The sequence below is a fragment of the Acinetobacter sp. TR3 genome (assembly GCF_027105055.1).
GTDB lineage: Bacteria > Pseudomonadota > Gammaproteobacteria > Pseudomonadales > Moraxellaceae > Acinetobacter.
The window spans coordinates 1,897,252-1,920,831 of record NZ_CP114264.1 but is presented as its reverse complement, the minus strand read 5'-3'; the positions used below and the strand labels follow the sequence as shown (position 1 = coordinate 1,920,831).

The following is a 23,580-nucleotide window of genomic DNA, read 5'->3' as shown; positions in this document are numbered from 1 at the left end:
TTATAGTTTTAGGCATAATTTAAAAATAATCTAATTCATTTGGGATGTATTGTTATGGCGCTTAGTAAGCATGAAATTACTCATTTTTTGGCACAGGAATTTCCTCAAGCACTCGAAAAAACAACTATCGAAGAGATTAGTCCTAAAGGTGCACAGTTACTTTATAAAATCGATCAGAACGATTTACGCCCAGGTCAAACCGTATCAGGTCCAACCTTGATGTTGGTGGCTGATTTCGCGTTATATGTTGCGATTATGGGGCATTTAGGTCTAATTGCTATGGCTGTGACCACCAATATGACGATTAACTTTTTCCGTAAACCGAATGGAAATCAAGATATTAAAGCTGAGTGTAAATTAATCAAAGTTGGTAAAACATTGGTGACAGGTGAAGTGTGGTTATATTCTTTGGATGATGATGAGCCTGTAGCACATGTGATTGGGACTTATGCATTACCACAAAAGTGATAAGTTTTGAAAATTTATTGAGAAAAACACTTAAAAATCATAACAACATTTAAGTATGCGAAAGAGTAAGAACATGCTAAAACTAATTATGTTCAAATTTATTTGTTCTTACTATACTCGGCTAATATGACGCAATCGTTCGACTTCATACCCTTATCGCAAATTGAATCAAATCAAGAACATGTTTTAGCGATTAAACGTAATGATTTACTTCCTCTACTCAATGATCCACATCGTTTGAATCATTATGCAGATCATTTAGTTCAAGCTCAAAGTGTATTACTGAATGGTGTTGACCCTAGATTGAATCAGCAATTGAGTGAAGTGATTACCCAGATTATTCAGCAACTTTCAATTTCCAAAAAACATTTAGGTGGCCGTCGTTTTAACGCGTTGCAAAAATGGTTAGGTATAGATGTTGAATATGATGCTGGACAAGTAAAGTTTGTCAAAGATCTTGAGCGTTTAATCAATGAAGCAAATCATTTAAGTCAGCGATTACAGATCGAAATCCAAAAATCTCAATCACGACTACAGCAAGCTTTAGGTTTAAGAGAACAGATGGCCACTTATATCCGCGCCGCTGATGAGTTTTTAATAGAATATCCTCAGTTTACGCAACAGCAAAAGCTTGACCATTTTGTTGAACGGCTCTCGAAAAAAATAAATACCTTACAAACCTTACAAGCGAGTAATGATATTGCGATGAAACAAATGCAGTTATCACAAGAGTTATCTTTTGGCTTGCTAGATCGATTTAAAGAAGCACAACAGGTTTTGATTCCTGCATGGCAATATCACGTTAAACAAAGTACAGCATCGACTTCAACAAATACACTTGATCAGCTTGATAAAAGTCGAGAAGATTTAATTAAAAATTTGAAAAAATCATTACAGAAATAAGAGGGAAAAAAGATGTCAGATTCAGAAATTAGCAAATTATCTCATCAGCTTGAAGTGAAGCCTGAGCAACGTTTTGAACAGTTGAATTTAAAAGATTTAGGATTGCAACCACATGATCTTGCAGAAGTAATGGATGCACATAAAGAACTGGCAGATATCAGCACCACAGTGGTGGCGGAATATGGCAAAAATATTGCGAATAAAACTTCAACTTATACCGATGAACTGTTAAATCTTGTTCAGAATAAAGATTTGGACACGACTGGACAAAAACTTAATGAGGTAGTGCAAGTCGCACAGCAATTGAATACTTCAAGTATTTTGAATAAATCAAAAAGCTCTGGGTTTTTTGGCGGGTTACTGAGTAAGTTTAAAAGTGCTAAACAAAATTTTGATCAGCATTTTAATACCACTAAAGAGCAGATTGATGTATTGGTTCAAGAAATTGAAAGTTCTCAATCGGGGTTGAAAGCTCGGGTTGGAACCTTAGATAAAATGTTTGATGCGGTACAGGATGAATATAAACAGCTTGGTGTTTATATTGCTGCAGGGCAATTAAAACAGCAGGATATTCAGCAACAGATCTCAATGCTCACATCACAAGAGCAGGATCGACAAACGACGCAACAGATTTATGATCTTAATCATTTGGCGAATAATCTTGAGAAAAGAGTCAGTGATTTGCAGGTTTTACAACAGTCTGCAATGCAGACTTTGCCAATGATTCGGATCATCCAATCGAATAATTTAATGTTGGTAGATAAGTTCTATGCCATTAAAAATATTACGCTACCAGCATGGAAAAATCAGATTAGTTTGGCGATCTCATTACAAGAGCAAAAGAATAGTGTCCAGCTTGCCAAGGCTATTGATGACACAACGAATGAATTATTACGTCGCAATGCTGAATTATTACATCAAAATTCAGTCGATACTGCGAAAGCGAATCAACGTTCAGTGATTGATGTGGAAACACTTGAACATGTGCAAAACACCCTCATTAAAACTGTAAATGATGTGATTCAGATCCAGAAAGAAGGGATGCAAAAGCGTGCGGAAGCAACAACACGTTTACGTGCTTTGCAAGAGAATTTAAATCATTTAGTGCTTGAGCATAGCCAGCCACCAAAATCTTGATATTGTTAATTTTTGAAGGAAAGATCATTGTCACCCATAAACGATTTTAGTGTACAACCGATTGACCAACGTTTAGATGCATTAAAAAAACGTCAACGTCACTTAATGATCTGGTTTATTTTAGCCTGTACATTGGTCGTTATTACAGTTGCATCGTTATTTTTCCAAAAAGAATTTATCTATCGGTTCTTTGATCTTTCCACGCATGTTCAGGCATTAGATTTGCCTTATCATGTTCAAGAATTGGTGCCATTTAAACAACCAGTCGATTATTTTTTTAATTTATTATCATGGTTTGGTTGGTTGTTTCTAAAAATTTTGGTTTCGTTTATTGGGGCATTTTTACTGCTCAGTTGGATGAAGAAATTTAAGTTTTTTCAGCAACGTTTCCAAGCATGGACACAACGAGTTTTGGCTTGGATTATTGCCTTTATTTTGCTTTGGTCTGGTCTGAGCTACATTCAATATGATTGGAAAGATGAAACCAAGCAGGCGTATCAACAATGGATGAGCTATCAAAATAATATTGTTGAAAGTCAAATTGCTCAAGATTTACAGCAGTCCAACATTTCATCGACTGAAAAAGCCTATGTGTTGGCACAAGTGGCTTTATTGCATCAACCTGTCGATCGTAAAACTGCCAATGTCTATGTGAATCAATTGATTGTCGCTGAGAAGAATAACCCGATTCAGTTTAAACAATATGATTTTAAGTCTGAACAGTTATGGGTCATGCAGCAACAGCTCTACGGTAAAAGTATCACCTCAATTACACAACCTTTAGATATCCGTGCGCAACAAGCTGAGCGTATTTCTCAGATTGTGAAGCTAATTTTATGGGGATTGATTGTATTGGCTGTCGCTTTAAGTACGGTTTTATATGTGCTTGCCAAAAACTTTAAAAATCGTCGTGTTCGAATTATCCAAAAATTGGATGCTTGATAAATTATCGTTCGGTTTATCCGATTAAATTTATAAAAACATACTGTTTTACCTATTTATACATTTTGCGTACTATAGCTTCATTGAATGAATTTAGCTGATTTGAACTGCTTAGAATTTGGAGAAATACATGTTAGATCAAAATATTAAAACTCAATTAAAAACTTACTTAGAACGTTTAGAAAGTCCAATCGAGTTGGTTGCTGCTTTAGATGAATCAGACAAAGCCGCAAAAATCAAAGAACTCGTGACTGAAATTGCAGAACTTTCTGACCAAGTTACGGCGCGTTTTGATGGTTCAAACGCTCGCCGTCCGAGTTTCGGTGTGGCTAAAGCAGGTGAACAACCACGTGTGTTCTTTGCTGGTTTACCGATGGGACATGAGTTTACTTCTTTGATCTTGGCTTTATTACAAGTGTCAGGCTATGCCCCTAAAGTCTCTGATGAAGTATTAACTCAGATCAAAGGTTTAAATTTAAAATCAAACTTTGATGTGTTTGTATCTTTAAGCTGCCATAACTGTCCAGATGTGGTTCAAGCCTTAAATTTAATTGCAATCTATAACCCGAATGCAACTGCGACCATGATTGATGGTGGTTTTTTCCAAGAAGAAGTTGAGGAACGTAAAATCTTGGCTGTGCCAATGCTGTTCCAAGACAATGAACATATTGGACAAGGTCGTATGACTTTGGAAGAAATCGTGGCGAAGCTAGACACTGATTCTGCTGAGAAAGATGCCGCAGCACTCAATGCGAAAGAGGCTTTTGATGTATTGGTGATTGGTGGTGGTCCTGCAGGTGGTACAGCAGCGATCTACGCAGCACGTAAAGGCATCAAAACAGGTATCGTGGCTGAACGTTTTGGTGGTCAGGTCATGGATACCATGGACATTGAGAACTTCACCACAGTACAAAAAACGGTAGGTCCGAAGTTTGCTCAAGATATGGAAGCGCATGTTCGTGAGTACGGTGTGGACATAATGAACTTGCAACGCGTGAGTAAAATCACAGGTGCAGATCAAACCGCCAATGGTTTGGTTGAAGTTGAATTGGAAAATGGAGCAAAGCTTGAATCGAAAACCATTATTCTGTCTACAGGCGCACGTTGGAGAGAAATGAATGTACCGGGTGAAGCAGAATACCGTACCCGTGGTGTGGCGTACTGCCCCCACTGTGATGGCCCACTCTTCAAAGGCAAGCGTGTTGCGGTGATTGGTGGTGGTAACTCTGGTGTAGAAGCAGCGATTGACCTTGCAGGCATTGTAGAGCATGTGACGTTGGTGGAGTTTGATACCAAGCTTCGTGCAGACCAAGTGTTGCAAGACAAGTTAAACAGCTTGCCAAATACTACTGTGATTTTGAATGCGCTTAGTACTGAAGTTGTCGGTGATGGTTCACAAGTGACGGCGTTGAAATATAAAGATCGCGCGACTGATGTTGAGCATACGGTCGAACTTGCAGGAATCTTTGTACAAATTGGTTTATTACCAAACACCGATTTCTTGAAGAACAGTGCGGTTGAACTCAGCAATCGTGGTGAGATTGTGATCAATGATCGAAATGAAACCAATGTCAAAGGTGTGTTTGCTGCGGGGGACTGTACCACCGTGCCGTACAAGCAAATCATTATTGCGACAGGTGAAGGTGCGAAAGCTTCTCTATCAGCTTTTGACTATATGATTCGCTCTGATGTTTAAATGATTTGATTAAAAAAGCCCCAATTGTTTGGGGCTTTTTTATTGTGCTTAATTCTTCGGTTTATATAAACCATGATCAACTAAATGTTGGCGTAAGATGCGACGAAGTTCTAACACAGCTTCGGGCGTTTCTTGAATAGAGTGACCACCCGTAAAAATTTTCTCAGAAACTGCTCCATCTAAATGTGCACTCTTATATGGAACGATGCCATCTGTAATCACATTCGGATCATCACTTTTAGTAATATTGCCCATAATAGAATGGAAAACCAAGCCTTTTTCGGGTGGGATACTCGCTGTCAGTTCCATAAATTTAGATTTTTTACTTAGATCACTTGGTCCATTTTGAATGACATCATTAGTCAGTGTTTTGACAAAATCTTTTAAATCAACATCATCACTGGTCAGCGTATCTGCAAGGGTCGTTAAGAAAGTTGCAGGAAGTTTAATAATTTTTCTTGCTGCTAGAGTAAACCAACGGTCTGCGTAGTCTGTCCCTCGGTGTGGTGCTGCGAGAAAAATAGCTCGATCAAAATTTTCAATTGGTTTCATTTTGAGTCTTTCACCAATGACAGGGTGTTTTCTTAGACGTGTTTGTTGGCGATTATTCATCAATTCTAAAGCTTGTTTAGAAATATCTGCATCACTCACTAAAAGTCGACTAATAATTCCACCCATACTATGCCCAATTAAAACTGCATCTTGAGCCGCCGCATCTTTGGGATTAAGTGAACCAAATGCTTGTTTTAATAAAGCATAAATTTGAAAACGGCTTTCTAAAATTGGCATATTGGTAGAGTAAAAAATTTGCCAAACTTGATAATGTTCTCTTAATATTGCATCACCCATAATGTCATTAGTTACCGCAATCCATGCTTCAGGGCTACTTGCTAGACCATGTACTAATACAATGATTTTCTTATTTGGGTTATAGGGTTCCAACATATAGAGATGCGGCATTGCCAAATGCTGATCGCGGTCAATTAAGGTCAAATACGCAGCCGCACCTAAATTATTTTCTGCTAGCCATAAACCATAGGGTGCAGAAAAATTTGCTGCTAATGAATATGGTTTACCTGCAATCTCTACTTTCTCAACGCTATAAGGATCATAAACCTTAATTTCAAAATTCGGGTTTGTTAAAACATCTTCTATCGTTGCATTCGATTTTTTAGGTTGAGCAATAATTGTGGCTGCTAAATAGCGTGCTTTATGGATATTCGGATTTATCCCTTTAGGATAATCATGAGTTAAAGGATTAAGAATATATTTATTTTCTTGTGATGATGAGTCGGTCGATGGAAAGACTGCGACAAAATCAGAACCGAAACCATCACGGCGGTTAATCGCTCTTAATCCAGAAAAATTCATGTTGTAACTGGAAATAAATTTTTCCAGTTTCATATTTTGTAGGCGTTGATATGCTTGAATATCAATTGTATAAGTACTTTTTCCAATTTTAATCGTTGGGGTAAGATTGGTCGATGGATTCCTTAAACTATGACCATTCACCAATTGAGTAAGTGCCTGATTGTAGAAATCTCGAATTTGTACTTGGCGGTTATCAAAAAGTCGTTCTTGTGGCTGACGTGATGTTTTGAATAAATACGCATAACTATAACGAATACTTTTATCCAAAGCTTCAAGCTTCTGATCTAAACAACTTTCATAATTTTGCTGAATGAGCTTTTGTTCATCAGCGGGTTTGTGTTTAGGCAATTTACTGATTTTACATTCTGAGGAGTCCGACAGTGACATGGCTTTAGCAAGATATAGTTCACTGGCTGTCGACAATAATTGTTCGTCTTGAATCTGAGGAATTTTATGTAGATCTGCAATGCATTCATTCGGGGATTGCATACAAATTTTTGCTTCTTTACCTGACATCGATAAGACGTTCAGGCTCGCTTCACTTAACTTTTTCTGAGTTAGTATGCTATTACGTTCATTGGCTATGGTGACATCAACCGCTTGTTGCTTGAGGCTAACGACCTGACAGCCATTTAAAGCAATAGTTGATAACAGCGTAAAGGCAAATAGATATTTGTTTGAATTAGATGCTTGCATTATCAAGGAGCAAATTTAGCTGGAAGATTCTAGCTATAATACGAAAAAAAGATGTTTTTTCAATCAACTTGAAAAAATAGACCGTTCTGAACAGTCTATTTTTACAAAATCACAAATCTTTAATTGAGTACTTGCCAAACATTCCAGCGTTTTCCAGATTCAACTTCTTTGATAAGTTGATCTGCAACTTCGGCTTCATCTGGATAATTAATTTTATAATTTTTGAGTGTTTGAATCGCATTTTTCTTTTGCTCTAACCAGAGATAGTTATTTGCAGCAGAAAGATAAGCTTCTTGTACACCGCCTTTAATCGCTTTATCTAGATATGGAATCGCTTCACGTTGACCGCCACCTTCAGATAGACCAAAACCAAACCAGAAATTAGTTTCAGGGTCATTTGGGCTAATCGCAAGAATACGCTGTGCGTAGTTGAGTGATTTGGTTGTATAGGCTGTACCTAAGTCCATATTACGTGCCATAACGCTTGCTTTAAATGCACGAGTAAGTACATCCAGAGAAGCATTTGGTTTTTCTGCTAAAGCATCGAGTTTCTGCGTAATTTCACGAAGTTTTGCCTCATAACCTTTGCGTTCTTGGCGTTCCGTAAAACGTGGTGGGTAGTGACGTGCTTTACCTTCAACCAATTGAAGAAAATCATCAATTTCAGTGACATCTACTTCATTATCACCAGCAAGCACCGCATATTTCATATTACGTTGCTTTTGATCAGTCGTAGGGACGATTAATTTATTCACCTCAAGGGTGGTTGATTTTGATGGGTCACCTTGAAGTGAAACAACCATTTTTGTTACAGGTTGAGCCGATGCATCTTTAATTGCAACTTCAAAGCTTGGTGGAGCATCATATTTAACTGGATTTAAAGCGTAAAATGGGGGAGTTGGATCAGGTTCTTTGAATACAAAAGGTTCAGCAGCTTTTTCTTTTTTTACTGGCGTAGTACCACAAGCTGTTAAAAAAGAAGTTGAAAGTACAAGAAGTGCCAAAGGCTTAAAATTCATGCTTTACATCCATTAATTTTAGTGAATTAACTAGGTCGGTCGTTGGTTTTACCAGTCTAGGAAAAGCAAAACCAACTTGCAACGAGAAGCTTGTTACATTTTTTATAAATTGGATTAGTTCGAAGAAGTTTTGCTCTGAGCTTCACATTCACGTCTAACTTCTTCAATAATTTTAAGTTCTTCTTTACTAAATGGCTGGGTCTTCTGTTTTTGACCGTTAAATGTTGGGTCCAGTAGCGAGAGGCGCTGGCAAAGGGTATTCATGCGCTTTTCATTTTGCTGCATCCGATCCAGTAAAACACGAATACCTTCTAAAATTGGGTCTGACTGATCCTGCGTGGTGGCATAAGGCTGGAAACCGATGCTTTCAGCATAATCACGGCGGCGTGCTTCATCCTGCTCAATCTGGGTTTTATCCTTGAAAATGTATCGTGCAGGGTTGCCAACAGCCGTTACACCCTCAGGAACCTCTTTGGTGATGACTGCATTTGAGCCAACTTTTGCACCTTTATGTACGGTAAATGGTCCTAGAATCTTTGCTCCAGCCCCAACAACGACCCCATCTTCGAGGGTTGGGTGACGTTTTCCTTTATTCCATGTTGTGCCACCTAGGGTCACACCATGATAAAGCGTGACATCATCACCAATTTCAGCTGTTTCACCAATGACAACACCCATGCCATGATCGATAAAAAAGCGTTTACCAATTTTTGCGCCAGGATGAATTTCAATTCCTGTTGCAAAGCGGCTAAATGACGAGAGTAAACGTGCTGTACCTTTGTATTCTTTTTTCCAAAGCTCATGTGCCATACGATGCATGATCAAAGCATGAATACCTGGATAGGTCGTCAGAACTTCGAGTGTATTTCGGGCAGCAGGATCACGTGCAAATACAGCCTCGATATCTTCTTTAAGCTGTTTAATCATTGGTATGATCCTCCGAATTGGTTTGTTTCCATGAGCCTTTGGCTAAAGCCTGTACACGGCTGAAAATTCCGCGCAATAAATGATATTCCATACGATCTAATTGTATCCTTCCGAACAGGCGACGCAAGCGTAATGGAAGTAAACGAGGATTATTTGGATCTAAAAATTCGATTTCAGTCAGCATTTTTTCAAGATGAGGATAGAATTCTTCCATTTGTTTTTGTGTTACTAATGGCTCATCCCATTCCATGCTTTGCTGTTGTTTCAGTTGCATGTGATCATCTGGTGTTGCTGTCACTTGTGAATTTTGTTCAAGTGCTGCCATTCTCAACTCGTAACAAACCACTTGAATCGCTTGTGCGACATTTAAAACACCATACTCAGGATTAACTGGGATGGTTAAGTGATAATTGGCTAAAGCAAGTTCTTCATTGGTGAGACCACGGTCTTCACGACCAAAAACAATAGCGATATTTTGCTGTTGGCTCGCGCCTTGTAAAGCTTCCTTTGCAGCAGGACGTACGTCCAGTAACGGCCATGGAATGGTACGGCTACGTGCGCTGGTTCCAAACACGAGATGACAGTCTTGAATAGCTTGCTCTAAAGTATCAACGATCTCAATTTTTTCAATTAAATCCTGTGCACCCGCTGCTAAAGCATCAATATCTGGGTGTGGATAGGTTTTAGGAGCAACTAAAACGAGTTGAGATAAACCCATCGTTTTCATTGCGCGTAAGGCACTACCAATATTGGCTGGTAGGGTGGTATTGACCATAACAATACGCACATGATCCAAGTGTTTGGACACCTTGTTTTGGGTAACAGGGTTTGAGTCAAACAGGTTCATATATCATCCAAAATTAAGAGTATTGAGAGATTTCAGCTTGATATAGATCAAGCGCTTCATCCATAGACATGTTTTCAGGTGGTGGTGCAACTGTCGTTACTTTAGGCGCTTCTGCTACTTTTGCAGCTTTTGACTTCACTTGATATTCAATAAAAATCGCGTCCTTACCAAAATAATCACGTAGCTTGCCTAGCAATTCATCTAAAGGTGCGACTTTCCATTGCGGGCCTAGATGCAATTCTGCTGTCGCAAAGCTTTGTTCAAGTTGGATTTGTAAAGCAATATGCTGACACATATCGACATTACAATAAGGTAATAAAATTGCCTGTAGATCTTTGGTTAAAGATTTGGTCATTAAATCTTGAGGGAGACGAATTTGAATACTTTGAGCACGCTTTTGGCGGATTTCATTTAAATTAAAAGCTTTACTTAAACGTGCCATCGGGCGGTCAAAGCCTTCACGTTCGTAGATTTCGCCTTCGATAACAATTACATGTTCTAGACGAACGATTTCTTTATAACGTTGGAAACGTTCATGATTGCAGCTGATTTCAACACGAGCAGTGCCATCATCTAGTGTAATCATGATACGGTTCGGGAAGTTGGCAATATCAACGACTAAACCAGCAAAGACGGTCGTTACACCACGACGTGTCGGGGTGAGTTCATTTAATTTCGCTGGAATAAATGACTTTAATTCTGGGCGATAGACATCAATCGGATGACCAGTGAGATACAATCCAAGCGTATCTTTTTCACCTTTAAGGCGAACTTCGTCTGACCACGGTTTCACAGGTTTAGCAGGTTTGCGTTGAACTTCTTCAACTTCACCAAATAAATCCATGATACCCGTTTCACGGTTAGTTCGTGCTTGGTCGGCTGCTTGAACAGCTTCAGGCAATTGAGCCATTAAGCTTGAACGTTCAATGCCTAAACAATCCAACGCACCCGCACGAATTAAGGCTTCTAAGGTACGTTTATTGATCTTTTTCAGGTCGATTCGATGACAGAAATCGAATAAATCTTTGTATGGACCTTCATTGATGCGTGAGTCGATGACCGACTGCATCGCTTGTTCGCCGACACCTTTAATTGCACCGAGACCATAAACAATGGTTTTCTCATCACTGGCGTGGAAATGATACAAAGACATATTTACGGAAGGCGGTAGCACTTCTAATTTATTATTACGGCAGTCATCAATTAAGAATACGATACTGTCCGTATTCTGCATTTCTGATGATAAAACGGCTGCCATAAATTCTGATGGATAATGTGCTTTTAGCCATGCAGTGTGATAGGCAACAAGGGCATAGGCTGCGGCATGTGATTTGTTAAATCCATAACCTGCGAACTTTTCCATATAGTCGAAGATATGGTTTGCTGTTGCTTCATCAATCTCTTTTTTTGCAGCACCTTCAATAAAGATTTGGCGCTGTTTAACCATTTCTTCAGGTTTCTTTTTACCCATGGCGCGGCGCAGTAAATCTGCACCACCAAGCGTATAGCCTGCGCAGAACTGTGCTGCTTGCATCACCTGTTCTTGGTAAACCATAATCCCATAGGTAGGTTCCAATACGCCTTCTAGCAATGGATGTAGATATTCGAACTCACCACCATGCATACGATGGATAAAGTCTGGAATTAGATCCATTGGACCGGGGCGGTATAAAGAAACGAAGGCAATAATTTCTTCAAATTTACTCGGTCTTGCTTCCTTGAGCATCTTTTTCATGCCGACGGATTCAAACTGGAATACCGCAGTTGTATTCGCATCCGCAAAGACTAAATAGGCATCTTTGTCATCCAACGGAACATTGGCAATTTCGAGTGGAATCTCAGATTTAATTCTTTTATTAATATTTTGAACTGCGTCTTCAATAACTGTGAGGTTACGCAGACCTAAGAAGTCAAATTTAACCAGACCTGCAGCTTCAACATCATCCTTATCATATTGAGCAACACGACTTGTTCCATCTGCTTCACACAGTACCGCTGAATAATCGGTAATTTTACCGGGTGCAATGACTACACCACCTGCGTGTTTGCCTGTGTTTCGTGTAATGCCTTCGAGCTTAAGTGCCATTTCCCAAATTTCAGCAGCATCATCATTATCTGGATTTGATGGATTGGTCACGATATCTTTGAGCTGTGGTTCCATGTCTATCGCAGTGACTAGATCAACACCAAGCGGCTTGGTCGGAATCATTTTGGAAATACGGTCAGCCAAACCGTAAGATTTACCTAGAACTCGTGCAACGTCTCGGATGGCACCTTTTGCAGCCATCGTACCAAAAGTCGCGATCTGTGAAACGGCTTCACGACCGTAGTTTTGTGCGACATATTCGATCACTCGGTCTCGACCTGCAATACAGAAGTCGACGTCAAAATCGGGCATCGAAACACGTTCAGGATTTAAGAAACGTTCGAAAAGTAGATCGTAACGCAGTGGGTCAAGATCAGTAATTTTTAAACTATAAGCAACCAGTGAGCCTGCACCTGAACCACGTCCTGGCCCCACAGGTACACCATTATTTTTTGCCCATTGAATAAAGTCCATGACAATCAGGAAGTAACCGGGGAAACCCATTTTTAAAATAATATCAACTTCGTACTTGATACGATCATCATAGGGCTGACGAATCTCAGCCCAATCTTCATCACGTTCAGCAATAGGATAAAGGTGATTTAAGCGTTCCTCTAAACCTGTACGAGATAAATGTTCGAAATAGGTGTCGATGGTATAGCCATCTGGGATCGGGAAATCAGGTAAAAAATAAGTCCCGAGTTGTAAGGCAACATTACAACGTTTTGCGATCTGGTAAGTATTTTCAATCGCACTTGGGATGTCTGAAAATAGTTCAGACATTTGCTCACCAGTTTTAAAATACTGTTCAGAGCTATAATTCTTAGGACGTTTATCGTCACCAAGTACATAACCATCAGCGATACACACACGCGCTTCATGTGCTTCAAAATCATCTTGTTCAACAAAGTGGACATCATTATGTGCAACGACACCAATTTGATATTTAGCAGCGAGTTTAACGGCTTGTTGAATAAAATCTTCTTCACCAACACGTTCAGTACGTGTTAATGCTAAATAAACACGATTACCAAACTTTTCAATCCATGCTTCTAATAAAGGTTCTGCTTTTTGTGGATTGGATGAACAAAGCATTTTGCCGACATCACTATGCTGTCCAAGCAAGACAATTAAATCTTCTGATTGTTCAAGTATCCATTCTTTTTGTACGCATGGAATACTAAGTTGTTGTCCTTCAATAAAGCCCCGAGATACGATTTCGGTTAGATTTCGCCAACCTTTACTGCTCATAGCTAATAAGGTTGCGCGATGCTCTGCGTCATTCAGTCGAATGACACTGCCTAAAACAGGTTTAATGCCTTTTTTTAAACAAGCTTCATAAAATTTCACCGCAGCGTGCAAGTTGGATAAGTCTGTTAATGCAAGCGCAGGCATGTCATCTTTAACGGCAGCTTTGACCAAATCAGGTATGCGAACAATCGATTCCGTAATCGAAAATTCTGTATGGATACCGAGATGAACAAACCGCATAGAAGGACTATCCTTTTTCAAAGCAATGCATAGTTTAGCATGCAAACCGAAAATGGCATGCTTAATATTTTGGCAAACTGTCTATTTGTTCTGTGCTTTTTATAAATTAATAAAAATTAACTTTTGATTTATATGGAAATATAAATATACATTTACTTAAGTTGTTTAATCGCTAGAATGTATCTGCATAAAAATGTACCAAAGCAGGTTCAAGAATGAAATTAAAGAATATCGTATTTTCAATATTATTAAGTATGAGCGCAATTTCTTTAGCTCAAGCTGAGGATGTATCTTTTAGTCAAGAACTCGTTCAACAAGCAAAAAACGGTGATGCGATTGCCCAAAATAATCTTGGAGATGCTTATTATTATGGAAATGATGTCGATCAAGATTTTGGTAAAGCATTAGAATGGTTCAAAAAGGCGGCTGCAAAGGGAAATGCTGATGCACTTTTTTCCGTAGGGTATATGTATGATTATGGCGAAGGGGCTGAAGAAGATAATCCCACAGCGTTAAAGTGGTATACACAGGCGGCACAAAAAGGGCAATTATACGCTCAGTATTATTTAGGTTTTTTATACCTCTATGGCGATGACGGCGTTAGTATTAATACTAAAAAAGGCTTGGAATGGATGACCAAATCTGCTGATGCGGGATTGGATCTTGCACAAGCTGAATTAGGTCATTTGTATAGTGATGGGAATGATGAAGTCGCTCAGGACCTTAAAAAAGCATTACATTACTATCAGTTAGCTGTAAAGCAAGATGAATCTTCAGCAATTAACAATCTTGGTATTTTCTATTTGGAAGGCAAAGCAGGTTTAAAGCAAGATTATAAAGAAGCTTTACGTCTGTTTACGTTAGCCTCTAAAGCTGAAAATGGCTTAGGTTCGTCTAATATTGCTTATATTTATGAAGAAGGTAAGGGCGTTGAAAAAAATTATAAAAAAGCAGCCGAATATTATTCACTCGCGGTAGAGCAGGGTGAAAATGAAGCATTGTTGGATTTGGCGCGTTTATATGAAAATGGCGGTTTTGGCTTAGCTAAGAATTTAAAGAAGTCGAAAGAGTATGAAGCGCAGTGGGATGGGCTGCAAAAAACTGAATAAATTTCATCTCGGATTTTAATCTTGGAAGGTGGGATAAAAAGAAAAGAGTGATACGATTTGCTTTTTATTTGTTAAAATATGGAAAAATTGACAATTTATTTCACCTATCAAGACATTGTTATAGACAGACTTTTCTATGATAATTCGGTTGGTTTTAAGTAGGGTCTGTTGACATTTTATAATGGCAACCAAGTGTATATGCAAGCTAAAGCAACAGTATTTTCATAATTTACGTTGGGGCTTAGGAAGTTAAGCATATTAAAAAGTATGGTGACTCACTGCTGTCCCACAAATATCACAAGAAGAACCTCAGTTGAGGTTCTTCTTGTTTATTCCACTTTTTGTCAGGTAAAAACAGAGCCTTCAATGGTTTCCTTTCAAATAAGTTCACCTGAATAATTCTTAATAATCTTTGAACACTCCATCCTTCTTGTGCCATATTTTTCGCAAAACTTACCAGTAAATACGCGATTAGTGCAATCCATATTTGTGTTTGTATCGCATTGCGGCTACGGCCTAGAAACGATTTCAATTTTAGGTTTTGCTTGATTGAATCGTACCGACTATATCGGAGAGAGTTTATTTATGTTAGGTCACGAAACCTAACACATTCATTCTATGAGAGTACATTGCTTCAAACTGAAAAGGTGAAACATAGCCAATTGCGCTGTGTAGTCGTTTTTTGTTGAACCAATCAACCCAATCCAATGTTGCCAATTCAACATCAGCCAAGCCCGACCAACCTGATTTTAAATATTCAATCACCTCTGTTTTATATAAACCATTCACTGTCTCAGCCAACGCATTATCATATGAGTCTCCAGTTGTACCAACGGATGCTCTTAAATTTGCAGTTGCCAAGCGATTTGTATACCGAATTGAAAGATATTGTGCGCCTCGATCACTATGGTGAATGACATCTTCAGGCATACCTCGATCATGTAGTGCTTGCTCCAGAGCATCGAGCACCATGTCAGTATTCATTCTTGTCGATACCTTCCAACCCACAATCGCCCTTGAAAATACATCAATAATAAAAGCGGTATATACCCAACCTGATACAGTTTGAATATAGGTGAAGTCAGCGACCCAAAGATGATTCGGATGCTTTGCATTAAAGTTACGCTTTACCAAATCATCAGCTCACTTTTGATCTTCATGATGTCGTGTCGTACGTTTATTCTTACCACGCCAAACACCTTGTATATCAAGCTGCTTCATTAATCGATTAACTGTACAGCGTGCCACAGAATAACCTTATTGTTTCAACTGTTTCCATACTTTGCGTACACAATAACGACCTGAACTTTCCTGCCAAATTCGTTTGATTTGCTCTGCATAATGTTGGTCATGTAAATCTCGCTTTGAACGTTTTTCAGGGTTTTCAGCAAGGTTAAGTTGGCGATAGTACCTAGATGATGCGATTGGCAATATGCTGCACATCACTTCAACACCATAGTGAATTTGATGTTTACGAATAAAATCAACCATTACTTGTGTGGGCGGTCGAGTTCCGCCTGGGCGAAAAAAGCAGCAGCTTTACGAAGTATTTCATTCGCCCGTTGGAGTTCTTTATTTTCGCGTTCAAGTTGTTTGATTCGTTGCTGATCTGATAGGAGTTGAACTTGAACAGGATTTTGAAGGTCAAGAAACTTCTTATGCCAACTACGAAGTGTTTCAGGGGTACAACCAATTTTAGGTGATCCTAGACAGTATCGTGGACAACCGATCCCTCTAAATTCTTGAAATATTTCTGTTCAAAGGCTTCTGGACTTAACCAGCCATTTGCAGAATGCCTTCTGATTCGATTGTAGTAAACTTCAATATACTCAAACAAGATAGCATTTGCCTCTTTTCTCGTAGAAAATACACTGCCATGTACTACATGCCCCTTCAGGGTATGGAAGAAGCTTTCGGTCACTGCATTGTCCCAACAGTTTCCTCGTCTAGACATGCTTTGAATACAGTTATTCGTCAATAATAGCGCCCTAAAATCACGACTACAGTACTGACTACCTTGATCCGAATGCACCATGACACCCGTTGGATAACCCTGACGAGCCATTGCATAATTAAACGCATCACACACCAATTGGCGGTCTATTCGATGGCTGGTTTGCCAACCCACAATACGACGGCTGAATAGATCTAGCATCACACATAAATACAGCCAGCCTTCTTTAGTTCGGATATAGGTAATATCCGTTGTCCAAACTTTATTAGGCTGAGTAACTGTAAATTGGCGATCCAACAAATTTGATGCTGTAGACAAACGATGGTTTGAATCAGTCGTATGCTTGTATTTACGTGCAATCCTACTACGTAAACCAAGCTTTTTTAGCATCCTTCCAACGGTACGTTCGCTCATGCGATAACCTAAATCACGCATGTCATGTACCAATGACGGTGCACCCAAGCGCGCATGATGCTGCCAATATACAACTTTTAAATCATTGTATTTCTGCGCTGTATTGGTCTGGCGTTTTCGCCAGGCATAATAGCCTGAAGTGCTGACATCTAGGCATTTACAGACAGAAGACACAGTGACTTCATTTATATCCATATCTTGAATTACCGTGTACTTTTCTTGGCATGATCTGTCAGAAAGTACACATGCGCTTTTTTTAAGATGTCATTGGCTTCCTTGAGCTGTTTGACTTCTTTTTCTAATTCCAAGATCCGCTGTTGTTCAGGAGAAAGTTGACGTTTGCTTGAACCTACTGGATTGGCTTCACGAATCCATTTATCTAAGGTTGAATAACCCACACCTAATTTATGGGCGATTGCAGCTATAGGCTCGTGGGAGTTTGAAAGTGCATGATCAATTGCTTGCTGTTTAAATTCCGGACTAAAACGTTTAGCCATTTCTTGGATCTCCAAAGATTGAAGTTACGTTATCTTTAGAGGGACATGCTGTCCATTATTTTGGCTAGGATCAAGGTGCAATTGCTGTGATTGCTGCCCAAGTCGAGGGATAGTCTTTTTCAGATTCGAGGAGTAAGCGTACTGCTCGTTCTTTGATTTCAGGTGTATATTTCAAATTTGTCATCGGAATATCTTCTCAAGAAAAGTTGTCTCCGACAATCTCGGTACGGTTCAAACACCAATAAAGACAGCAAACTAGCTTGCGGCTGCGAATGCGAGTGTTGGGCGGTTTATTAAATTATTCATGGTTTATCCTATTGTTTTATCATTCTAATTTATCTTTGATTATTTATATCGAAGCTCAGGTAATAGAACAACCTATACATACTAAAAAACGATGAAATTGTCATGAAATAATAGGGGATTGGTAAGTTACCTAGTTTCTCTATGTCTTTTAAGCCCTAGAATCTGTAAACTATGCGCAATTTTTTGATTTTGCTCGTGCTTCATTATTTTGATTGGCACTGAGTCTTTAGTTTTGAGATATTCCGCCCATGAAAGCATCACTCCGTTTAAGACTGGATCAACTTTGTGATCGTCACGAAGAGCTGACTGCATTGCTCGCTGATGTAGAAGTAATTTCGGACAATAAACGTTTTCGTAAATTGTCTCGTGAACATAATGATTTAACAGAAATCACTGAGGTTTGGAGCAAATATCGTCAAGCGGAAGAAGATATTGAAACGGCTGAAACAATGAAATCAGATCCCGATTTCAAAGATATGGCTGAAGAAGAAATTAAAGAAAATAAAGCGCTTCTAGTTGATCTCGAAGAACAATTAAATGTTCTAATGATTCCGAAAGATCCAAATGATGCCAATGCAGCCTACCTTGAAATTCGTGCTGGAACAGGTGGTGATGAAGCAGCGATCTTTTCGGGTGATTTATTCCGTATGTATAGCAAATATGCTGAAACACAAAGTTGGCGTATTGAAGTGCTTTCTGAAAATGAAGGCGAGCATGGTGGTTATAAAGAAATCATTTGCCGTATTGATGGTGAAGGCGTCTATGGTCGTTTGAAATTTGAGAGTGGTGCACACCGTGTTCAACGTGTACCTGCGACTGAATCTCAAGGTCGTGTACACACCTCAGCGTGTACCGTTGCGATTCTGCCAGAAGTGGATGTAGATACTACAGTCGAAATTAATCCCGCCGATCTGCGCATTGATACCTATCGCGCATCAGGTGCAGGTGGTCAGCATATTAACAAAACCGATTCTGCGGTGCGTATTACCCATATTCCATCGGGTGTGGTGGTGGAATGTCAAGAAGAGCGTTCACAGCATAAAAACAAAGCCAAAGCGATGGCATTGTTAGTCTCACGTTTAGAAAATGCTAAACGTGCCGCTGCTGATGCTGCAACCTCAGAAATGCGCCGTGACTTGGTTGGTTCGGGTGACCGTTCAGAGCGTATTCGTACCTATAACTATCCGCAAGGTCGTATGACCGATCACCGTATCAACCTGACTCTATATAAGTTAGATGCGATTATGGAAGGTGATTTAACAGAGTTATTAGATAGCCTACATCGTGAATATCAAGCTGATCAGTTGGCGATGCTTGCACAGGAAAATGGCGGCTAATGAATATTGCTCAAGCCTTAGAAATCAAAGGTGAAATTGATAGCTACGAACGTCAAGAAGCGGTATGGCTACTTGAACACCTTCTAGGTATCAATGCTTTAGAACTCAAATTAAGACTTAAGCAAGAGTTGACTGAAATACAGAAACAGGCTTTTTTAGAAGGGCTTGCGCGTATTGAACAGGGCGAACCATTGGCTTATGTCACTGGTTCACAACCGTTTTGGACGCTCGATTTAAAAGTGACACATGACACTTTAGTGCCACGTCCAGATACCGAAATTTTGGTAGAAATGGTGCTCAAACTGCCGCTCGATCAACACGCGAATATTGTGGATTTAGGCACAGGAACAGGCGCAATTGCTTTGGCGCTCGCAAGTGAGCGTCCGCAATGGCAAGTCACTGCAACTGATATATACGCACCAACTTTAGACGTGGCGCAGGACAATGCAGTTCGACACGGGCTGATGCAAGTGAAGTTCGCTTGTGGGGCTTGGTTTGAAGCTTTAGAGCAACAACAATTTGATCTGATTGTCTCGAATCCGCCGTATATTGACCCTGAAGATGTACATATGCAAAAGCTCAAGTCTGAACCTGAGCGCGCATTGATTGCAGATAAGCAGGGGATGGCTGATATTGAAACCATTATTAGTCAAGGGAAAGACTGGCTCAAACCGAATGGCTGGATTGTGCTTGAACATGGTTATGATCAAGGGCAAGCAGTGCGAAATATGTTTGAGCAACAAGGTTTTAAGCAGATTCAGACTATCAAAGATTATGGTGGCAATGATCGTGTCAGTCTAGGGCAAAAGCAGGCTTAATCCTCAATATATTGCTCTACGGCATTTGCTAAATGGTGATTACCTTGTTTTTGCAGTCCGTCGATAACACCTAAAGCATCTATTTTTTCTCGATTTTGGCTCAGTTTAAATTTGCCTGTAATGTGTGAAATCTGAATTTCAATCCCGACGATGTTTTTTAGCTCTTGAGCAATGTATTCACTTGGTGCATCCGACATTTTCCATGGTGTTTCTTGTTTAGCTTCATGGGTGCGGGTGAGTTTAGCCAAAATACCACGTAATACTTTTTCATCTGTTAAGAAGGTTATCGTTCCTTTAACGTGAACCACTTGATAGTTCCAAGTTGGTACATGTTGATGGTGCTGCTGTTTACTTGGATACCAGTTTGGTGAAATATAGCCTTGCTCACTTTGAAAGATAATTAAAACTTCTGCACCGTCTTCAATTTGAGTATGCAGAGGATTATTCTTCGCAATATGGGCAACTAAAGTTGCGGTTTGATTGTTTTCATCAAATAATAAATGAAAGGGTAAATGATTGGCTTCCAAACCTTCTGCATTACGACTAATTAATGTCGCAAAAGGGTAGTCTTGGATCAGTTGGTATAATTTTTTAAGATTTTTTTCTTCAAAAATTTCAGGTAAATACATTTATACGAACCTTTGAGAAGTAAATAGAACGCTGCCTCAATTTCACAATGTTGGCAATACACCTTAATTATGGAAGCAGAAGTCATCATACTGTGATAGGGACATTCTGTCTTAGATATTAAAGTACTAGATGATCAATAACCCTTGTTAGGCATGTAAAATGGATATTAAACATATATTCAATCAACATATGGAATTATGGCAAGATTGCTATTTTGGATATGTTTATACCCCCAATATATCTAATACTGTTGACTATCAGGGTATTGAGCTTGTAATTGCAAAAAATAATGAATATGAGTTTTACCCTTGGCTCAGCGAAACTAATGCTATAACCTTACCTCAAAATGGTCTTAATGAGATTAATCGTAATGAGTTTTCTGCTTGCTTTATGAGGATGGCGAAAGATGCTATCAGATATGGTTCAGGGAACAGACTAGATGATATTGAGTTGATGAATATTCATGATGCCTTTATAGACGAGTTTTCAAGCCCTAAGTATTTTAGTAATTTTACTGAAAATGGATGGCAACCCGTCACAGGTCATAGTCGTGATAGCTTTCTATGTGTAATTGATAATAATAAAGTTGGTATGTGGCTAAGTTGTGATGATGAGTAGGACTTGCTGTGACTGCCTAACTTTCGCATCAACTGCGACAAGTACCCAGCCGATTATTGTGTAATTTTTTATGGTTCTGAGGTAATCTCAGTTTTAGATTTTGTTGTGGGTACTTGCGCGTTATGCGGGTAGTTAGCACAAACTTTACCATATTGGACAACTGAACATTATGATGAAATTTTCAATTTAGGTTTAGAGATGCTTTTGGTTAGAATCCTTCCGAATTGATAAAATCTAGCAGTAGTTTGATTTTATAAAGAAGTATTGGGCGTGTGTTTTAGTGTATTTGCGCGGTAAGCACCTGGACTGACGCCTGTCCATTTTTTAAAAGCACGATGAAATGCACTCGGATCATGGAAATGCAAATCATCACTGATGTTCTGAATTGAATCATTGCTTTTACTGAGCCGTTCAATTGCAATATCACAGCGAATATCATTTTTAAGTTGCTGATAACTGACGCCTTCTTGTTTGAGGCGGCGTTGAATCGTTGCCGTTGACATATTCAGTTGTTGGGCAACTTCTTTGAGTTCATCCCACTCTGAAGGTGGCTGTAAAAGCAGTTGACGACGTATTTGCAAGCTTAAAGAATTTTCATTTTTAAAGCGAACAATTAGGTTATAAGGCGTTTGTCTGAGAAAGTCATTTAAAGCTTGTTTATCTTTTTTGATTTTGTGTTTGAGGTAATTTGCATCAAACTCAATGAGATTTTGATCAGCATTAAATTGAATATCTTCGCAAAAACGAACACGATAATCCTGTATTTCGACAGGTTGATGACATTTAAAGGTCATTTTCTGAAAAGAGATGCGCTGGTCACTCAGCCAACACATTAAACTATGGACTAACATCAAATAGGTCGAATAGGTAAACATTCGTTTAGGATGTTCACGATCATGCAGAATTAAGTATGCTTTTGCACCTTGTTGAATCAATTCACCTTGAATGTCATCTAACACTAAACTCAGAAACTTTAAGATTTCTTGAATAGCTTGTTCTAAGGTTTCGGCACTGAATGCTAATTTTGCTAATAGGCTATAGCTCCCTCGACGCATTGGGTGGCGATCCATCCCCAAAAACTCATCATTCATTTGTTCAGCCAGTTCAATCCACAATTGCGCACATTGCGTCACTGGAACACGGGCTTTAGTTGAGCTGAGAAGTTCGACTGAAATGCCCGCTTGATTGGCAATATTTACAATATCTAAACCTCGACTTGCAGCAACACTGAATGCTTCACGAATCAAAGCAATTGAAATTGTATCCTTAGCGGAATTAAGATCGAGATCGGTGCTTTTGCTCATACAGGAATGAAATATAGGAGAGTAAATAGGTTGAATGCTCAAAAGTCGCATCATTTTTGCTACTTTTAGGAATTGTATCGGAAAAAACTTGGCTTTACTCTCGCTTGTAAAAATTTATATCTTTAATTTACGAGGAAATGGACATGAAAATTCAAGGAAAACATTTTGTTATTACTGGTGGTGGCTCTGGTTTAGGGGCTGCAACAGCAGAAGTTCTAATAAAACGAGGTGCGACAGTTACCTTAGTCGATATGAACACTGAAGCGGGTGAACAGCAGGTACAGGTATTAGGTGCGCAGGCTGAATTTGTAAAATTAGATGTAACTGATGAGCAAGCTGCAGAGCAATTCTTTAAAGATGTTGTTGCAAAACATGGTGCGGTATATGGGCTAATCAACTGTGCAGGGATTGGACCCTCAGCAAAAGTTGTGGGCAAAGAATCTGTACATGATTTAGCTATGTTCTCAAAAACCTTACATATCAACGTGACGGGTACATTTAACATGTTGCGTTTCGCAGCAGATGCAATGAGTAAAAATATTGTTGCTGAAGGTGATGAAGATCGTGGGGTGATTGTAAATACGGCTTCTGTTGCTGCTTTTGATGGGCAAATTGGACAAGCGGCTTATTCGGCATCAAAAGGTGCTGTAGTTGCGATGACGCTTCCAATTGCGCGAGAGTTAGCACGTCATCAAATTCGTGTTTTAACCATTGCACCAGGGATTATGGAAACTCCAATGCTGAAAGGCTTACCTCAAAATGTACAAGATGCCTTAGGGCAAATGGTGCCTTATCCATCACGTTTGGGACGTCCTGAAGAATTTGGTCGTTTGGTTGCGCATATTGCTGAAAATTCATATTTAAATGGTGAAGTGATCCGCTTAGATGGCGGTATTCGTATGGCTGCGAAATAAATTTATTTAAATCATTTATAGATTAATTTATAAAACAGTTGTGAATGAGAATTTACAACTGTTTTTGTTTTTATATGGTTTATTCATAAACTAAGT

18 protein-coding genes, 2 pseudogenes and 1 other annotated feature are annotated in these 23,580 nt (G+C 39.1%); of the genes and pseudogenes, 10 read left to right on the top strand and 10 right to left on the bottom strand.

Features of this window, described 5'->3' with window-relative positions:
* The first annotated feature begins 54 nt into the window (after window positions 1-54).
* From O1449_RS09035 to ahpF, 5 genes are all read left to right on the top strand, one after another.
* A complete protein-coding gene (locus O1449_RS09035) occupies window positions 55-468 on the top strand; it encodes a PaaI family thioesterase (protein ID WP_269238112.1) in 414 nt (137 codons plus the stop codon).
* A 126-nt stretch (window positions 469-594) separates the two neighbouring features.
* Window positions 595-1,371 carry a tellurium resistance protein gene (locus tag O1449_RS09030; protein ID WP_269230165.1) on the top strand — a complete coding sequence of 259 codons (777 nt, stop codon included), beginning with the start codon at window positions 595-597 and terminating at the stop codon, window positions 1,369-1,371.
* Window positions 1,372-1,383: 12 nt separating this feature from the next.
* Window positions 1,384-2,508 carry a toxic anion resistance protein gene (locus O1449_RS09025; RefSeq protein WP_269230166.1) on the top strand — a complete coding sequence of 375 codons (1,125 nt, stop codon included), beginning with the start codon at window positions 1,384-1,386 and terminating at the stop codon, window positions 2,506-2,508.
* Between the two features lie 27 nt (window positions 2,509-2,535).
* On the top strand, window positions 2,536-3,450 hold the full coding sequence (locus O1449_RS09020; RefSeq protein ID WP_269230167.1) for a hypothetical protein: 915 nt from the start codon (window positions 2,536-2,538) through the stop codon (window positions 3,448-3,450).
* Between the two features lie 130 nt (window positions 3,451-3,580).
* Window positions 3,581-5,146 (top strand): alkyl hydroperoxide reductase subunit F, encoded by a 1,566-nt coding sequence (gene ahpF / locus O1449_RS09015; protein ID WP_269238111.1) that lies wholly within the window; start codon window positions 3,581-3,583, stop codon window positions 5,144-5,146.
* A 48-nt stretch (window positions 5,147-5,194) separates the two neighbouring features.
* Here ahpF and O1449_RS09010 read toward each other — a convergent pair whose 3' ends face one another.
* The 5 genes from O1449_RS09010 to dnaE form a co-directional block, all read right to left on the bottom strand.
* Entirely contained in the window at window positions 5,195-7,213 is a 2,019-nt protein-coding gene (locus O1449_RS09010; RefSeq protein WP_269230169.1) for an esterase/lipase family protein, read from the bottom strand.
* 119 nt (window positions 7,214-7,332) lie between these two features.
* Entirely contained in the window at window positions 7,333-8,232 is a 900-nt protein-coding gene (locus O1449_RS09005; RefSeq protein ID WP_269238110.1) for an ABUW_2363 family tetratricopeptide repeat lipoprotein, read from the bottom strand.
* Between the two features lie 114 nt (window positions 8,233-8,346).
* A complete protein-coding gene (gene cysE, locus O1449_RS09000; protein WP_005160644.1) occupies window positions 8,347-9,159 on the bottom strand; it encodes a serine O-acetyltransferase in 813 nt (270 codons plus the stop codon).
* Window positions 9,152-10,006 (bottom strand): RNA methyltransferase, encoded by an 855-nt coding sequence (locus tag O1449_RS08995; RefSeq protein ID WP_269230171.1) that lies wholly within the window; start codon window positions 10,004-10,006, stop codon window positions 9,152-9,154. The genes cysE and O1449_RS08995 overlap by 8 nt, the downstream gene beginning before the upstream one ends.
* Before the next feature lie 13 nt (window positions 10,007-10,019).
* On the bottom strand, window positions 10,020-13,583 hold the full coding sequence (gene dnaE, locus O1449_RS08990) for a DNA polymerase III subunit alpha (RefSeq protein ID WP_269238109.1): 3,564 nt from the start codon (window positions 13,581-13,583) through the stop codon (window positions 10,020-10,022).
* 215 nt (window positions 13,584-13,798) lie between these two features.
* Here dnaE and O1449_RS08985 point away from each other — a divergent pair, with 215 nt between their 5' ends.
* Window positions 13,799-14,692: an SEL1-like repeat protein gene (locus tag O1449_RS08985; protein WP_269238107.1), complete on the top strand. Its 894-nt coding sequence runs from the start codon at window positions 13,799-13,801 to the stop codon at window positions 14,690-14,692.
* Between the two features lie 295 nt (window positions 14,693-14,987).
* On the opposite strand, the pseudogene O1449_RS08980 reads toward O1449_RS08985, so the two are convergent.
* The 3 genes and pseudogenes from O1449_RS08980 to O1449_RS08970 all read right to left on the bottom strand — a co-directional run.
* A pseudogene (locus O1449_RS08980) lies at window positions 14,988-15,251 on the bottom strand (IS4 family transposase); the annotation flags it as partial.
* 29 nt (window positions 15,252-15,280) lie between these two features.
* Window positions 15,281-16,395 (bottom strand): annotated as a pseudogene (locus O1449_RS08975) (IS3 family transposase); the annotation flags it as partial.
* Window positions 16,109-16,225 (bottom strand) — a sequence feature (AL1L pseudoknot). It overlaps the preceding pseudogene by 117 nt.
* A gap of 2 nt (window positions 16,396-16,397) precedes the next feature.
* Window positions 16,398-17,557, bottom strand: a protein-coding gene (locus O1449_RS08970) for an IS3 family transposase (protein ID WP_269238047.1) whose coding sequence is annotated in 2 segments (ribosomal slippage) — window positions 16,398-17,323 and window positions 17,323-17,557 — 1,161 coding nt in all. Because the reading frame shifts where the segments join, the coding sequence is not laid out codon by codon here.
* A gap of 554 nt (window positions 17,558-18,111) precedes the next feature.
* Here O1449_RS08970 and prfA point away from each other — a divergent pair.
* Both prfA and prmC read left to right on the top strand, forming a co-directional pair.
* Window positions 18,112-19,200, top strand: a complete 1,089-nt coding sequence (prfA, locus tag O1449_RS08965; protein WP_004662494.1) for a peptide chain release factor 1 — start codon at window positions 18,112-18,114, stop codon at window positions 19,198-19,200.
* The gene (gene prmC / locus O1449_RS08960; protein WP_269238106.1) at window positions 19,200-20,018 is read left to right on the top strand and encodes a peptide chain release factor N(5)-glutamine methyltransferase; all 819 of its coding nucleotides are present in this window, start codon (window positions 19,200-19,202) and stop codon (window positions 20,016-20,018) included. Before prfA ends, prmC begins: the two co-directional genes overlap by 1 nt.
* On the opposite strand, the gene O1449_RS08955 is transcribed toward prmC, so the two are convergent.
* On the bottom strand, window positions 20,015-20,647 hold the full coding sequence (locus O1449_RS08955; protein WP_269238105.1) for an FMN-binding negative transcriptional regulator: 633 nt from the start codon (window positions 20,645-20,647) through the stop codon (window positions 20,015-20,017). The two genes, prmC and O1449_RS08955, sit on opposite strands and share 4 nt — an antisense overlap.
* A 160-nt stretch (window positions 20,648-20,807) precedes the next feature.
* On the opposite strand from O1449_RS08955, the gene O1449_RS08950 reads away from it, so the two are divergent.
* Window positions 20,808-21,266, top strand: a complete 459-nt coding sequence (locus O1449_RS08950) for a hypothetical protein (protein ID WP_269238104.1) — start codon at window positions 20,808-20,810, stop codon at window positions 21,264-21,266.
* A 251-nt stretch (window positions 21,267-21,517) separates the two neighbouring features.
* Here O1449_RS08950 and O1449_RS08945 read toward each other — a convergent pair whose 3' ends face one another.
* Window positions 21,518-22,570, bottom strand: a complete 1,053-nt coding sequence (locus O1449_RS08945; RefSeq protein ID WP_269238103.1) for an AraC family transcriptional regulator — start codon at window positions 22,568-22,570, stop codon at window positions 21,518-21,520.
* Between the two features lie 143 nt (window positions 22,571-22,713).
* Between O1449_RS08945 and O1449_RS08940 the strand changes: the two genes are divergently transcribed.
* Window positions 22,714-23,484 (top strand): SDR family NAD(P)-dependent oxidoreductase, encoded by a 771-nt coding sequence (locus O1449_RS08940; protein WP_269238102.1) that lies wholly within the window; start codon window positions 22,714-22,716, stop codon window positions 23,482-23,484.
* The last annotated feature ends 96 nt before the right edge of the window (window positions 23,485-23,580 follow it).